Here is a 14,927-nt window from a genome sequence, read left to right on the forward strand (position 1 = left end):
GTGTTGTGCGGCGCGGGGGGCCGCACAACACCGCCCCCACTGCGTACCGACTCCCGCCTCTCAACCGGGTGACCAGGGGCGAGGCCGGCCCCGAGGAGATCAAGGCGTCCTCGGAGCGCTTCGACAACCACTATGTGCACAGCGCGGTGTGGGATACGGCCCGTACAGAGCGGTAGCTCTCCGGCGCAACCCTGCTGAACTGGGCAGTTGGCGCAACTCTCGCTTCTCGATCACCACTTGCCGATCGTCGTACGCCATCGGGCAACCCCCGATGATCACTTGACGTCCTCCGGGACGAAAGGGACTCCAGAGTTTTCCGGGTCCCGTGGCAAGCGTGATGACGAGGAGCAGTCCTTGAGATGTGTATTACGCGTGGCGGGTACCGCGATGGCGGTACTCGCCCTGACGGTGACGGCACCGGGGCTCGCCCAGGCGCAGCCGTCCGCTGAGTCCCTGTCGTCCCCCGCCGCCGACGGCCGTCTCCCCGAGGGATGGCGCTACACGGGTACGGGAGCCGGGAAGGAACTGGTCTGGACCTCCCCCGAGCCGGTGCCCATGGGCGACGCCCGCATCGAGTTCTACGCGGGCCACCGGCTCCTGGGCCGGCCGGTGGCCGCACCGGACCGGCGCTCGTTCAAGCTGGCGGCCGGCGCTGCGCGCATCGGCGCGAAGGACGAGCTGCGGGTGCTGGCCTCCGGGCGCCGCCTGGACGCGGCCGCCCCGCCCCCGCGCAAGCGCCGCTCCCCGGGCCTCGCCGCACCCGCGCGGCCCGCAACCCCGCTGCCCGCCAACCCGGTCGACCCCGGCGTGGCGGGCCCCTACCGCACCGTCGACGGCGAGTACGCGCTGAAGTCCGTCAAGCTGCCCGGCTTGGCGGCGCCGGTGGAGATGCGCGCCACCGTAGCGGGACCCGTCGGCGCCCCGGGGAAGAGGCCGCTGGCCCTGTTCCTGCACGGCCGTCACTCCACCTGCTTCGGCCCCGGCGGCGAGCAGGGCATGGAATGGCCCTGCAAATCCGGTACGCAGTCGGTGCCCAGCTACCAGGGCTATCAGCAGGCCCAGAAGCTGCTGGCCTCCCAGGGCTATGTGACGGTGTCCGTCTCCGCCAACGGCATCAACGGGCAGGACGAGCGCCTGGAGGACGCCGGCGCGCAGGCCCGCTCGTCCCTGGTACGGCTGCATCTCGCCCGGTGGGCGCAGTGGGCCGCGAAACGGGCCGATGCCCCGGCGGCGGTACGCGCCACCGCACCGGCGGACCTGTCCCGCGTCCTGCTGGTCGGCCACTCCCGCGGCGGCGAAGGCGTCAACCGGGCCGCGCTGGACAGTCTCTACCGGCCGCCCGCCGACCAGGACGGCTACGGCGGCCCGGTCCGCTGGACGATCCGTGGCAACGTCCTGATAGGCCCGACCCTCTTCGGCCAGAACCCGGCCCCGGACGTGCCCTCCACGACCATCCTGCCGGGCTGCGACGGCGATGTGTCCGACCTGCAGGGCCAGATCTACGCCGACGGCACCCGCGGCGTCAGCAACGGATCCGCTCTGCACAGCTCGGTGTACATGGTCGGCGCCAACCACAACTTCTTCAACACCGAGTGGACACCGGGACAGTCCAAGGCGCCGGCCACCGACGACTTCTGGGACGAGGACGACACGGACCCGGTGTGCGCCAAGACCAGCAAGAGCCGCCTGACCGCCCCCCAGCAGCAGACCGCGGGCGCCACCTACATCGCCGCGGCGGCCCGGCTGTTCGTCGCGGGCGACGACCGGGTACGCCCCCTCCTGGACGGCTCGGACCGGCGCGCGCCCTCGGCCGCCCCCGCCCGGGTGCTCACCCACGCCGTCGGCGCGCACCGCACGGCGGCCGTCCTGCCGGATGCCTCGCTCGCCGTGGACGGCGGCCGGGTGTGCGCACAGGTGGACACCGACCCGGCCCGCTCCTGCCTCCCGCCGGAAGCGGGCGGATCCTCGCCGCACTTCGCCGCCTGGGGGCCCTCGCCGGAACCCGGGCGTGACGCGGTCGCGATGCAGTGGTCGAAGGCGGGCCAGCCGGTACGGGTACGCCCCGCACGGCCCTTCTCCCTGGCCGGCGCCCAGGCGCTGGACCTGCGGATGATCGTGCCGCCCAACACCACGGGCACCGAACTGGACGTCGCCCTCGTCGACGCCTCCGGCCGCCGGGCGAGCCTCGGACCGGCCCGTGTCGACGGACTGCCGGGCAGCGACCGCACCGCCTCCTACTGGGCACGCGAGGTCCGCGTACCCCTGTCCGCGGCGACCGGTGCCGGACTGGACCTGAAGCGCGTGACGGCCCTGGAGCTGACGCCCCGCAGCCGCACCGGGCAGGCCTGGCTGATGGACGCATGGGGCTGGCGCCCCGGCACCCCCGCGGCACGGGCCGCCGCGCTGCCCCGCGTCGACCTCGGCCGTCTGACGGTCAAGGAAGGCGACTCCGGGGAGCGGACCTACCGCATCCCGGCGCATGTGTCCGGGCAGGGCAGCGGCCAGGTCCGGCTGTTCGTCCCCAAGCCGGGCACCGACGAGGTCACCTCCCAGGTCGTGACGGTCCGTCCGGGCAGCCATTTCTTCGACCTGCCGGTCACGATCCAGGGCAACACCCGCTACGGCCCCGACATCCAGCACGACGCCCTCGTCAAAGCGGTGCGCGGCGCGGTCGTCGGCTCCCCCTCCGGCGGAGTGACGGCGCAGAACGACGACCCCATGCCCAAGGTCAGCGTGACGCCCGTCGCCGACCGCGTCACCGAGGGCAAACCCCTGACCTGGCGGGTGAACCTGTCCCAGGCCGCCGACACCGACATCGTGGGCGAGTTCGCGCTCCGGCCGGTCACCGACGGCGCGGAGCTGTCCACCCTGGACGTCGACCCGGCCTGGCTGGAGGAATACTTCAGCCAATCGCCCACCCCGGCCCGGCCGGTATCCGACCTGGCGAAGGACGCGACCCTGACCCTCGCCGTCCCTGCGGGCGAGACCAGCGCCGAAGTGAGCGTGCCCACCATCGCGGACACCGTGCGCGAGCCGGAAGAGCATCTGAAGCTCCAGTGGTCCCTCTACGACCAGAACGGGGAGCCGCACCCCGGCCCGGCGGTGACCGGCACGGTGCTCGACGCCTCGTAACCCCGGACCGCAACCTCCCATAACGGCCGTTGTCCCGGCGCCTGTGCAGCGCCGGGACAACGGCCGTGCGCGTCCCCGCGCCAGGGGAGCGTCAGAGCCGGCACCGATTCACCGCGACCGCGCCACCTCCCCCTCCGCACGGCCCAGATGCCGCCACCGCACCGGATCGCGCGCATCGGCGCCGGGCCTGGCCGTGGGCAGGGCGCCGCGGTGGTCGCACTCCAGGACGAGGGCCTCGTTGCCGCCGGGCTGGAACTCGTAGTCGACGCGGGCGAGGTGGGAGGGGATGCCGTAGCCGTCGAGCCGGCGGCGGATGCGGTCCAGGCCCTCGTAGCGCTGATCGCTGGTGTGCAGGAGGAGCGGGAAGAGGCGGACCTGGTGGCGGGCGACCCGTACCAGCTCGATCAGGGAGCTGAGGTGGAAGGCCTCGTCGAGCTGCGCGCCGTAGGAGAAGAGCAGGTGTGAGCTCAGGACGAGGTCGAAGGAGCGGTCGGGGAAGGGGAGATGGGGGAGGGAACCCTCGATGTAGCGGTCCGGGCGGGCCCGGATGTCGGCGGCGAAGGCGCGGGCCGCCTCGGTGCGCAGCCGCGTGTAGTGCTCGGCGTCACCGAACCAGCTCCACACGAAGCTGGACGCGTTGTCCGCCACGTACGCGTGCTTGTGCTCGATCTCCCGCAGGACCAACTCCCCGAGCGTGTCCCTGCCGCGGCCGTACTGCGGATCGACGGCGACGGCATCGGTGCCGTGCTGCCCGGCCAGGGCCACGAAGCTCGCGGCCCCGCCCGGGCAGTCCAGCACACGCAGCGCGAGATCGTCGTCCGACAGGGCGAACATCGCTCGGTACTCGTCGAAGGAACGGGCGCTGATCAGCATGGTCGTCACCCTCTGCCGATGTACGGCATGGTCGTGGGCAGGACCGTGAGGAACTGCACGTTGGTGTCCAGCGGCATCGACGCCATCAGCAGCAGCGCCTCGGTGAAGCGCGCCACCGGGATGGTCGCCTCCACGGCCATCGTCCCGTCGGCCTGCATCGCGGGCGGCTGCGGGCTGCCGTCCACCGGCGTCACATTGCCGATGTCGATCTGGCCGCAGGCGATGCCGTAGGGACGGCCGTCCAGCGACAGGGCGCGGGTCAGACCGAGGACGGCGTGCTTGGCCGTGGTGTAGGCAATCGCGTTCGGGCGGGGCGAATGGGCCGACGGCGCACCGTTGTTGATGATCCGTCCGCCCTGCGGCGACTGGTCGCGCATCGTGCGGAACGCCTCCTGCGCGCACAGGAACGTCCCCGTGACGGTGGTGTCCATCACCCGGCTCCAGTCCTGGAAGTCCACCTCCGCCACCGGTCGCCTGGGGACGGCCGCGCCCGCGTTGTTGAACAGCAGGTCCAGGCGGCCGAAGCGCTCCCGTACGGTCTGGAAGAGGGCGGTGACCTGGGCCGGGTCGCGGATGTCGGTGGGCACGGAGATCATCCGGTCGGGTCCGGCGCCCGACAGGGCGATGGTCTCCTCCAGCGTGTCCTTGCGGCGGCCGGCCAGCGCGAGCGTCCACCCTGCGTCGAGCAGGGCGAGGGCTGCGGCGCGCCCGAGGCCGCTGCCGCCGCCGGTGACGACACCGATCTTGCCGTGGCCGCTTGCCTCGTCCCCCGTCACCGCTCGTTCATCCAAGCGCGCAGAATCCGGCGGGACTCGGGGCCGGGCACATCGATGTAGGGCGAACGGCCGTGCAGCACCCGGCTGTTGCGGATCATCAGCAGGTCGCCCGCGGCAAGGCGCAGCCCGAAGGCTATCTCCGGGCGGTAGAGCACCTCGTCCAGGTAGTCCAGGGCCTCCAGCTGCCGGGCGTCGAGATCCGCCGACGCCCGTACCGTCCGTGTCTGGTAGTAGCAGCCGATGGTCCCGTCGTCCTGGGTGAACAGGATCGGCGTGACGACGATCTGCTGGCCCGCACGGCCGGTCCGGTCGAAACGCCACTCCTGCTTCAACAGAGCGAGGATGTCCGGCCGTTCGCGCTCGATGATGTCGTGCACGTGCCGCGCGCTGGCCAGCTTGGTGTTGCCGCCGCCGTCCGCGGCGGGCTGCAGGCACAGCAGGACGAGAAGGTCGCAGGTGTCGCAGTGAAAGCCCAGTTCGGTGGCGCCGTCACCGTCGCGGTCGCGCAGGACGGTCCACAGGTCGCCCTGGGCGTTTTGCGGTATGGGCGCGCTGATGTCCTCGAGGATGGCCGACAGGCTGGTGATGAGGTCGGCGTCGGAGGCGTCGGGGGAGATGAGGTTGCGTACGTTCACGAAGCCCACGGCGTCCAGGCTCCCTCGGATGAACGAGCGCACGGACGCGTGCGCCGCCTCGCCCGCGCCCCATCGCCCGGCCAGCGAGTCGCTCCACAGCAGCCGCCGGTCCGCGTCGGCGATCGACACCGACCACACCTCGCGGTGGGACTCCAGGTACTCGCTGGTCCAGCCGACGTCGTTGGTCGCGGCTTCGGTCGTGGTTCCGGTCATGACGTGATCAGTCCTTTCGAAAGTCGTGCAGGGGTCACCGGGCGGCCGTGGCCACGGCCTCGGACCACAGCGCCAGCGCCTCGTCGATCTGCTCCGCGGTGACCACCAGCGCCGGAATCATCCGGACGACGTTGCCGTGCACCCCGCAGGACAGCAGCAGCAGACCGAGGTCCGCGGCGGCCCGCTGCGCGCGCTGGGCGGTGGCCGGGTCGGGGGAGCCGTCGGGAAGGCAGAACTCGTTGCCCACCATCAGGCCGGGCCCGCGGACGTCGGCGACGACCGGGTGGTCGGCGGCGACCTTGCGCAGACCGTCCGTCAGACGGCGCCCCTGCTCGGCGGCGTTGTCCACCAGGCGCTCGTCGCGGATGACATCCAGCGTCGCGAGCGCGGCCGCACAGGCGACGGCGTTCCCGCCGTACGTCCCGCCCTGCGACCCCGGCCACGCCTTGGCCATCAGCTCCGCCGGAGCGGCGATCGCCGAGAGCGGGAAGCCGCTCGCCAGCCCCTTGGCCGTGATCACCACATCCGGTACGAGACCGTCGCTGTGCTGATGGGCCCAGAACTTCCCGGTCCGGCCGAACCCGGCCTGGATCTCGTCCAGGACCAGCAGCATCCCGTGGCGGTCCGCGCGCTCGCGCAGGCCCGCCAGGAAGCCCGGCGGGGAGGGCACATAGCCGCCCTCGCCCAGCACCGGCTCGACGAACAGGGCGGCGGTCTCGGCCGGCGCGCTGACGGTGGCCAGCACCCGGTCCAGCCCGCGCAGCGCGTACTCCACGGCCTGCTCCTGGCTCATCCCGAGCCGGAAGGCGTCCGGGAACGGCGCCACCGCGACGCCCGGCATCAGCGGGCCGATCCCGGCGCGGAATCGGGTGCCCGCGGTGCTCAGCGCCGCCGCGCCCATCGTGCGCCCGTGGAAGGAGCCGTCGAAGACGATCACGTTCTGCCTGCCGGTGGCCTGCCGGGCCAGCCGCAGCGCCGCCTCCACCGCTTCACTGCCGGAGTTGGTGTAGAAGAGCGAGTCCAGGCCGGGCGGCAGCACCTCGCCCAGGCGCTCGGTGAGGGTGAGCAACCGGTCGTGCAGCACGGTCGTGTACTGCCCGTGGATCAGCTGTCCCGCCTGCCGCTGCACGGCCTCGACCACCCGCGGATGGCAGTGGCCGGTGTTGGTCACCCCGACTCCGGCGGTGAAGTCGAGATAGCGCCGGTTCTCGGCGTCGAAGAGGTACAGGCCCTCGCCGCGGGTGGCGAGGACGGGGGTGGCTTGCTTGAGCACCGGGGAGAGGTGGGGCATGGCTTCGCTCTCTGTCTGGGCGTACGAGGAGGAGTTTGGGCGTACGGCGAGGGGTCAGGTCAGCTGAGGGGAGGGAACGGGAGCCGGCAGGAATCCGGCGGCGGCCGCCCAGGACAGGGCGGCGGACCACCACTGGGGCGTGGGCGCGGCGAACCGTACGCCGAGCCGGTCGAGCACCGAGGTCGTCCAGGAGCTGTCGACGAGGATGTTGCGGTCGCCCAGCTGGGACCAGGTCGACGCCAGCCGGGCCGTGGTCGGATCGCTCTGCTCGGCGCGGGCCAGCGCCGCGGCGAACGTCGCGTCGTCCGTCAGACGGATCGGATAGCCGTGGCCGATCATCCACGCGACGAGCTCGTCGTGGGCCACCCGGTGCGGCGTCTCGACGTGGTAGACACCCGGCGCGGCGTACGGATACGTCGCGATCGCCGCGATGCCCGCCGCCACCGTGTCGACATGGGAGAACTCGAACGTCGTCGAGGGACGGCTGGGCGCCGCGCCGGCCAGCACATACCCGCGCACGACCTGATAGATCCGGTTGTCCTGGACATTGCGCTGGAACGCGCCGGTACGGCTGTCCGCCGCGATATGGCCACTGCGGTGGACATAGGCCTGGCGCCCGGAAGCCGCCCAGGCCCGCACGCTCTCCTCGGCCCGGAACTTCGCCTTCTCGTACGGGGTACGGAAGGTCTGCCCGATGTGCAGATCGGCCTCGCTGAACCGGCGCGCGGGCCCGTCGACGCCGCCCGAGACGGCCAGCGTGGAGACATGGTGGAAACGGGCCCCGGGCGCCTGTTCGTCGATCCAGCCGAGCAGCCGCCGCACCGCGAGGTTGTTGGTCCGCTCCAGATCGGCGGGCGAGGCCACCAGCCGTACGTCGGCGGCCGCATGCACGACGACCTGCGCCTGCCGGGCCCGCATGAGCCCCGCGGCCGACAGCCCCAGGCCCTCCCGGTCGATGTCACCGGCGATGACATCCGCGCCGCCCAGCCGCCGGGCCGCCGCGGCGTCACTGTCCCCGCGCACCAGGCAGGTGACCTGCGCACCCCGCTCCGTCAGCGCGGTCAGGACGTGCCCGCCGAGATACCCGGTGGCTCCGGTGAGCAGCACCCGGGCCGGCTCGCGCACCACCCGCCAGCCGCTTCGGGGCGCCGCGGCGCCGGAGTGCAGCAGCTGCCCGGAGGTCGATACCGCCGACCTGACGTGCGGGGGAGCGGTGACATCCGCCGCGGCGGCCACCTCGCGCACGAAGGCGCTGAAGATCCGCTCCGCGTTCTCGTGCGAGAGCCGCGGCCAGGCGTACACGAGGTCGGTCACCAGCCTGCCCTCGACGATGCGCGCGGTCAGCCGCAGCCGGTAGAGAGAATCGCCCGTACGGCACCGGGCCGACCCGGCCTGCTCCTGGGCGACGGACCAGCCCAGTGACGGCTCGTCCGGCAGCCGGAAGGTGCCCAGGAAGTTGAACCCGACCTCGGGACGGGCGCCGTCGGCATCCATCGGCAGCTGGCGCGCGCGCCGGATGCGGCGCTCCACCTCCGCGGCCCGCTCCGCCCCGCCGCCGGCCTCCACGGCCACCCACTTCGCGGCGGTGAACCAGCCGACGGTGTCCAGGTAGTGACCGGCCGCGCCGTCGGTCTCGCGGCCGTGCGTCTCCACCTCCACTCCGAGCCGGGGCTGACCGCTCCAGGCCGCGGCGGCATCGGCGAACGCCGACAGCAGCACGGCCTCCAGGCGCTGCGCGCGCCCGTGGCGTTCGGTGAGGCGGGCGGTGGCCTGCGCGTCGAGCGTCCAGATCAAGGTGGCCGGTTCGGTGCCTCCGGTCGCGTCGTCCACGGGGAGCCGGGGGGCGATCGCCTCCTGCGCGGGGACGGCCTGCGGCGCCGCCTCCCGGCCGTGCGTCTCGGCGGCCCACCGGTAGAAGTCCGCCGTCGGCGGCAGGTCCGGGTCGCGTCCGCTCAGCGCCGCACGGTAGGCGCCGGCGAGATCGTCCAGCAGGATCCGCCAGGACAGACCGTCGACGACCAAGTGGTGCGCGATCACCGCGAGCCGGTCCTCGACGCCGGGGCCGCCGGCGAACAGGTGGACCCGCAGCAGGCGTCCGGCCTGCGGGTCGAGACTGCGGTGCAGCTCGGTGCAGACGCTGCCCACCGTCTCGGCGACCGGGTCGGCGGGCCCGATCGAGGAGTGCGAGAGCACGTCCAGGGCGCTCTCGTGCCGCGGGCTGCCGGGGCCGTCCGGACCGACCGGCCGGCGCAGCGCCCGGTGGCGCCGCAGGACGGCCACGACCGCCGCCGACAGGGCCCCGGCGTCCACCCGCAGCGCACACCGCAGCAGCACGGACTGGTTCCAGTGCCGCGGCTCGTCGATGGGCTGGCGGAACAACCACCGCTGGGCAGGGGCGAGTTGACGCTCCTCGGCGTCGGCGTGCTCCACGCGCTGCGGCACCCGCCCGTCAACGGCGCAGGCGGCCGCCGCGAGTCGAGTCGGCGTCGGCTGCTCGTAGAAGGCCTCGAACGCGACGCGGTGCCCACGCCGGCGCAGGAAGGCGATCGTCCGCATCGCCAGGATCGAGTCCCCGCCCAGGCTCAGTACGTCGGCGTGCACGTCGACCAACGGCAGGCCGAGCGCGTCCGCCCACAGCTCCGCGATGGCCTGGGCCAGGGACACCGCGGAGCGGTCGGACCCGTCCCCGGCGCTCGGCGCGGAGTGCGTGCCGCGGGCGCGGCTCTCGATGAGCCCGGCCACGACGGCTCCCAGGCGCGGGCGGTCGAGCTTCCCGTTGGCGCCGTAGGGAAAGTCCGGGACCGCGAGGATCGGCTGCGGTACGGAATAGCCCGGCAGGCGGTCGCGCAGATGCGCGGTGAGCGCGGCGAGCGTGGCCTCCTCGTCCGCCGCTGCGCCCTGCCGGTCCGACAGCCGTACCGCGGCCAGCAGCTGGCTGCCCGCCGGGGTCTCGCGCACGATCACCGCACACTGGCCGACGCCGGGGAACCCCTCGATGGCGTGCTCGATCTCGACGGGATCGACGCGGAAACCGCGGACCTTCACCTGGCGGTCGGAGCGGCCGACGAAGACGAGATTCCCGTCCGGCCGGCGGCGGCACACATCGCCGGTCCGGTACATCCGCCGCCCGCCGCGCCGCACGAAGCGGCGCGCGGTCTCCTCCGGCCGCCCGAAGTAGCCCGCGCTGACGCCCTGTCCGCCGATGTGGAGCTCCCCCACCACGGCTTCGGCGGTGCCCGTGGGCCTGTCGGACACCAGCTGGAGATCCACCTCGCCGATCGCGGTGCCGATGGGCACCGTCGCCTCGTCCGTGGGCAGTTCGTCCACCGTGGCGGCGAGAAAACAGGTGGCGCCCACGGTGGTCTCGGTCGGCCCGTAGTGGTTGGCGACCCGCGCGGTGACCTTGTCGGTGAGCAGGCTCGCGGCGAGCGCCCGCGGCAGCGCCTCGCCGCCCAGGAGCACGGTGCCCAGGGCCGGGCTGTCCGCCGGCCTCCCGGCCAGCAGCGCCGTCAGATGCGAGGGCGTCGTCTTGATCACCGACACTCCCGCCGCACGGAGCGCGGCCCAGCACTGCTCCGGGTCGCGTGCCCGGTCATCGGGTACGACATGGACCGAACCCGCGGTCGCCAGCGCCAGCAGCCAGGAGGTGTGCCCGAGGTCGGCCGCCAGCGTGGTGACATGCGCGACGCACGGCGCATCGGCCTCGGTCAGACCCAGCCGCCCGGCGAGCGAGAGCGCGTAGTGCACCGTATTGGCGTGGGTGACGGCGACGGCCTTCGGCTCCCCGCGCGAGCCCGAGGTGAAGGACAGGTACGCCACATCGGTCGGCAGACAGGCGGCTTCGACGGGCGGGAGGCCGGTCGGGCAGGGCGCCGCGGCCAGCGCATCGACGTCGAGCACTTCGGTGCGGTAGGGATCGGGCGCCTGGATCTGTGGGGTCGTGGTGAGCGCGTACCGCACCTCGACCGCGTCCAGGCGCCGGCGCACGTCGGACGCGGTCCACCCCGCGTCGATCAGCACCGCGGCGGCCCCCGAGCGCAGCACGCCGAACAGCAGCGCGCACACCCGGGCATCCCGGACACCGAGCACCGCCACCCGGTCGCCACGGCCGATGCCCAGCGCGTCGAGCCGGGCGGCGACCCGGCCCGCCGCGGCGTCCAGCGCGCGGTAGTCGAAGGTACGGACACCGTCGCTCAGCGCGGGCCGGTCCGGGTGGACCAGGGCGTTGCGCGTGAGCAGCTCAGGCAGCGAGGCGGTGGATCGCACCTGTCCTTGCGTGCATGTCATACGGGTTGGCCTCCGGTTGTGGCATGCGGCGACACGTCACCGGCGATGTAGGCGGTCAGCCCCTCGTCGAGCGGCAGCCGCTGGGCCAGCTCCCAGGCGAGCAGGCGGTGCAGGCCGTCGAGGTGGATCAGCCCCTCACCGACACGGACGTCCGCGTAGTCGTCGTGCGGGATCGGCCGCGTACTGAAAAAGATCGAGGTGAACGGGGAGTCCCGGAACAGGGTCAGCTTCGCCGTGCACACCGGATTGGCCTCGGCCAGCTCCGCCTCGCGCGACCGGATGATCTGCGCCGCCTGGCCGACGGTCAGCCCGGTCCGCGGGACGAGTTCGAACCCGCCGCCCTCGCTGAGATGCCAGGGCAGCATCACCTGGAGGATCTCGGCCCGCGACAGCCGGACCTTGGACCAGCCGCCGAACGCCTTGTCCGCCAGCTCCAGCGCCTCCTCGGCGCTCTGGTTGCTGTTCGCCTCGTGCTCCCGTTCGGCACAGTGGTCCCGGCGAAAGCTCGTACGCACCTCGTCGAAGGTGACTTCACTGATGACCTGCATGCCTGCGGCCCTCCTCACGCCGACCGGGAGTACTCGACGAAGTGCCGTTCCGCGAACAGCTCCGGCCACCTGCCGCCGTCCAGGTCGAGCGCTCTGGCCGTGGCGAGCATGTGCCGCCAGTACGGCTTCACCGGCTGCCAGCGCGCGCCCGTCTGGCAGTACGACGCGTCGACGAAGTAGCGGGGCGGGGCGGAGCCGCTCGGACTCGGCGCGGGCTTACGGGCGTGCAGCAAAGCCGAGTTGACCAGCACGGTCGACCCCGCGGGCAGGCTGTCGATGACGACCTCGCCCGGCAGTTCGGCCGTGCCGAGATGGGCGAGCGCGGACTTGCTGCGCATCTCGCGGTGCGAGCCGGGCACGACCGCCAGGTTGCCGATCGTGCCGTCCAGACCGCCGAGGTAGTGCAGCGCGTGCACCATCAACAGCGAGGGATCACCGAGGTCGTTGGGCTCGTAGTCGTGGTGCCAGGGCTTGCCGGGGATGCCCGGGGTGTGCCGGTCACTGTGCAGATGGTGGAAGACGAACGGGGCGCCCATCAGCTCCGCCAGCATCTGCATCAGCGGCTGGTAGGTGAGCAGTTCGCCGTGCGCGGGCAGCTCCAGCTCCAGTACGGGCGGCGGTTCGTCGGGGGCGGGATCGACACAGGCGGCTATCGAGCGGGAGCGCAGGCCGTCGTTCACCCAGTGGTCCACCTCGAGTACGAGCCGGTCCACCAGCGACTCCGGCAGTAAACCGGGCAGTACGAGATAGCCCGCTTCCGCGAATTGCTCCCGCTGTGCCGATACTGTCCCGCTGCCCTCGAAAAACAGTGGCATGTGGACAACACACCCTTTCCCGTAACGATGACGCCTTGAACGCTTTCCCGGCGCGGCCGGCATGGCTGGACCGCACCCGATTCACAAACCCTTGGACGTACTGGCAAATCACTTTCGACATGCTTGCGGCGCACTTGTGGCATGCTCCAGATTCATGCGGTCAGGCGCGGATTCCCGCAATCCGCCATGCCTTCCGCACAGAAATTACGGCTATCCGGTTCCACCCGGAGCTGGTGAACCGGCTCTTCCCAGCGGAGAAACCCGGGTACCGAGCCAGACGAGAAACTGAACGGCGCTCGCCGCCAGAAAAAGTGCCCAGGTGCCGAACTCGGTGAGCAGCCAGCTACCGAGCAGCGCACTGAACGGAATGGCCGCGAAGGGGACGGCCCGCTGCAGTCCGACCACCCTTCCCAGGAATGCCGGATCGACCGCGCCCTGCCGATAGGTCCGCCACGGCACGATGAAAGTCGAGGTCGCCGCGCCGGCGAGAAACCAGCACGCGGTCAGTACGCCGACATCGGCCCGGGCGGCGGGCAGCAGCAGCGCCACGACCATCGCCCCCATCGCGATCCGCATCAGCCGGCCCGCGGTGAATCTGCGCAGCAGGGCGGGCGCCGCCGCGGCACCGAGCACGCCACCGAGCCCCTGCGCCGCGGCGACGACCGCGAGCGACGCCGGGACCTGCCCTTCGGGCCCGGACACGATGAAGACCAAGTTGGCCGCGACGGCGGGAAACGTGAAGTTCGCCAGCGTCAGCAGCGCCGTGGCCCACAGCAGCCCGCGATCCGTCACGATCACCCGCAGTCCCGCGGCGAAATCCGGCCCCAGCGAGCGGCACGCCGCCGCGAACGACGCGCGCAGCCGCCGCCCGGCCGTACCGACCGCGGTAGCGCTGATCAAAAGGGCGGACACGGCGAACGAGACCCCGTTCGCGAAACTCGCCACCGTCGGCCCCAGCACCGTGACCACCGCGACGCCCGCGACCGGGCCGAGCGTGCCCAACGTCCCGTCCGCGCCCTGGATCCAGGCATTCATCGAGGCCCGCCGGTCCGGCACCACCCGCTCGGTGAGAAACCCCTGGAACGCGGGGAACGAGAACGGCCGCACACACCCCAGCAGAAAGGCCGCCGCCATCACCAGCACCGCAGGCGGATCGACCAGGCACAGCACCCCGATTCCGGCGACAATCACCGCGGAGACCACATCGCACATGATCATGAGCTGTCGTCGGTCGGCCCGGTCGGCGACCACCCCGCTGAACAGGCCGACGACCACGAACGGAATGAATTCGACCGCGTAGGTGAGCGCGGTCGAGATCGCCGAGCCGGTGAGCTGGAGCACCAGAACCGGCAGCGCGAACCGGAAGATCCAGTCGCCACTGCTGGAGACGATGAACGCCACCCGCAGCAACCGCTCGTCCCGCCGCGACCCCGCGCCGTCGCTCACCGCACACCGCTGACACTGATTCCCGGCCGCAGCCGGCGACCGCTGCTGTAATTCCATCCCGCGCCAAGGCGTACGCATAGCAAACAAGACCCCCCGTGCAATCCCGCAAAAGGGCATTCTCGACGGTACTGTGCCAATCAATTTCCCCGACGCGGCCTGCAATGGATGCGCCAGGGTGAAAAGTAACAGCAAGAAATGAACAGTGACATGCTCACGCGCGCCTGCCTGCCGGCCTACTCGCGAGTAAGAAACCGACCCTCGGGTCGCTCGTTACAACAGCACAGGTGACTTCGGGGCGCCACCCTCATTCCAGCATTCGAGACCATTTCAACATGTGCAACGACGGGTAATTTCTGTGACGCATGGCCGGTGAATGTACTCGCAGCGGCGATAGCCCCGCAAGGCATTGACAAGCGGAAGGGGTATGGGTATGGTCTAGACCTCATTTTGGGTGGAATGCGCCGCCAAAGCTCCCCTCACCAGGCATCCTGGCCGCGGCAGCACCGAAGGAATTAACCTGCACACCCCCTGCGCCCCTCTGTGCGCTTTTCCCCTAGCCGTCACCAGCGACGATGCCCTCAACGGACCCTTTGGCTGGACCTCTCGGGCAACAATTCCTGCCCCCGCGACCCTGCCCCTTCAGCGGCAATGCCGCACGAGAGTCGGAACCTCAATCGCCGTACCATCCGGTAACTAACCGGACTGTCACCGGACGCACACCCAGACCACCGGGCCCCGGCCGCACAACCGAATGCCGGCACCCCGGAACTCCGCCCCGACCAGCGCCACACGCACGGGCCCAACCAAATACCTTGAGGGCACCGGACTTTCCCCATACGGGCGTGGGGGGGGGGGGGGGGGGGGGGGGGGGGGGGGGGGGGGGGGGGGGGGGGGGGGGGGGGGGGGGGGGG

At 71.9% G+C, this 14,927-nt stretch carries 9 protein-coding genes; 1 reads left to right on the forward strand and 8 read right to left on the reverse strand.

The window, feature by feature from the left end; genetic code table 11:
* The first annotated feature begins 387 nt into the window (after positions 1-387).
* Positions 388-3,132 carry an alpha/beta hydrolase family protein gene (locus tag AC4IJH_RS41485; RefSeq protein ID WP_490857217.1) on the forward strand — a complete coding sequence of 915 codons (2,745 nt, stop codon included), beginning with the start codon at positions 388-390 and terminating at the stop codon, positions 3,130-3,132.
* Positions 3,133-3,240: 108 nt separating this feature from the next.
* Here AC4IJH_RS41485 and AC4IJH_RS41490 read toward each other — a convergent pair whose 3' ends face one another.
* From AC4IJH_RS41490 to AC4IJH_RS41525, 8 genes are all read right to left on the reverse strand, one after another.
* The gene (locus AC4IJH_RS41490; RefSeq protein WP_490857218.1) at positions 3,241-4,005 is read right to left on the reverse strand and encodes a methyltransferase domain-containing protein; all 765 of its coding nucleotides are present in this window, start codon (positions 4,003-4,005) and stop codon (positions 3,241-3,243) included.
* A 5-nt stretch (positions 4,006-4,010) separates the two neighbouring features.
* On the reverse strand, positions 4,011-4,796 hold the full coding sequence (locus tag AC4IJH_RS41495) for an SDR family oxidoreductase (RefSeq protein ID WP_490857219.1): 786 nt from the start codon (positions 4,794-4,796) through the stop codon (positions 4,011-4,013).
* Positions 4,778-5,629: a TauD/TfdA family dioxygenase gene (locus AC4IJH_RS41500; RefSeq protein WP_490857220.1), complete on the reverse strand. Its 852-nt coding sequence runs from the start codon at positions 5,627-5,629 to the stop codon at positions 4,778-4,780. The genes AC4IJH_RS41495 and AC4IJH_RS41500 overlap by 19 nt, the downstream gene beginning before the upstream one ends.
* A gap of 34 nt (positions 5,630-5,663) precedes the next feature.
* Complete coding sequence (locus AC4IJH_RS41505) at positions 5,664-6,920, reverse strand: aspartate aminotransferase family protein (RefSeq protein WP_490857221.1); 1,257 nt, start codon at positions 6,918-6,920, stop codon at positions 5,664-5,666.
* 54 nt (positions 6,921-6,974) lie between these two features.
* Positions 6,975-11,186 (reverse strand): AMP-binding protein, encoded by a 4,212-nt coding sequence (locus AC4IJH_RS41510; protein WP_490857222.1) that lies wholly within the window; start codon positions 11,184-11,186, stop codon positions 6,975-6,977.
* A 17-nt stretch (positions 11,187-11,203) separates the two neighbouring features.
* Positions 11,204-11,755: a DUF6309 family protein gene (locus tag AC4IJH_RS41515; protein WP_490857223.1), complete on the reverse strand. Its 552-nt coding sequence runs from the start codon at positions 11,753-11,755 to the stop codon at positions 11,204-11,206.
* Between the two features lie 14 nt (positions 11,756-11,769).
* The gene (locus AC4IJH_RS41520) at positions 11,770-12,570 is read right to left on the reverse strand and encodes a phytanoyl-CoA dioxygenase family protein (protein WP_490857224.1); all 801 of its coding nucleotides are present in this window, start codon (positions 12,568-12,570) and stop codon (positions 11,770-11,772) included.
* A gap of 210 nt (positions 12,571-12,780) precedes the next feature.
* The gene (locus tag AC4IJH_RS41525) at positions 12,781-14,016 is read right to left on the reverse strand and encodes an MFS transporter (protein ID WP_490857225.1); all 1,236 of its coding nucleotides are present in this window, start codon (positions 14,014-14,016) and stop codon (positions 12,781-12,783) included.
* Positions 14,017-14,927 lie beyond the last annotated feature (911 nt).

The organism is Streptomyces sp. UF-297 (assembly GCF_058245575.1).

Bases quoted from the DNA above. Each gene is read 5' to 3' on its own strand.
- AC4IJH_RS41520 (WP_490857224.1), bottom strand. From the start codon at position 12,570: ATGCCACTGTTTTTCGAGGGCAGCGGGACAGTATCGGCACAGCGGGAG.
- AC4IJH_RS41500 (WP_490857220.1), bottom strand. From the start codon at position 5,629: ATGACCGGAACCACGACCGAAGCCGCGACCAACGACGTCGGCTGGACC.
- AC4IJH_RS41515 (WP_490857223.1), bottom strand. From the start codon at position 11,755: ATGCAGGTCATCAGTGAAGTCACCTTCGACGAGGTGCGTACGAGCTTT.
- AC4IJH_RS41505 (WP_490857221.1), bottom strand. From the start codon at position 6,920: ATGCCCCACCTCTCCCCGGTGCTCAAGCAAGCCACCCCCGTCCTCGCC.
- AC4IJH_RS41485 (WP_490857217.1), top strand. From the start codon at position 388: ATGGCGGTACTCGCCCTGACGGTGACGGCACCGGGGCTCGCCCAGGCG.
- AC4IJH_RS41490 (WP_490857218.1), bottom strand. From the start codon at position 4,005: ATGCTGATCAGCGCCCGTTCCTTCGACGAGTACCGAGCGATGTTCGCC.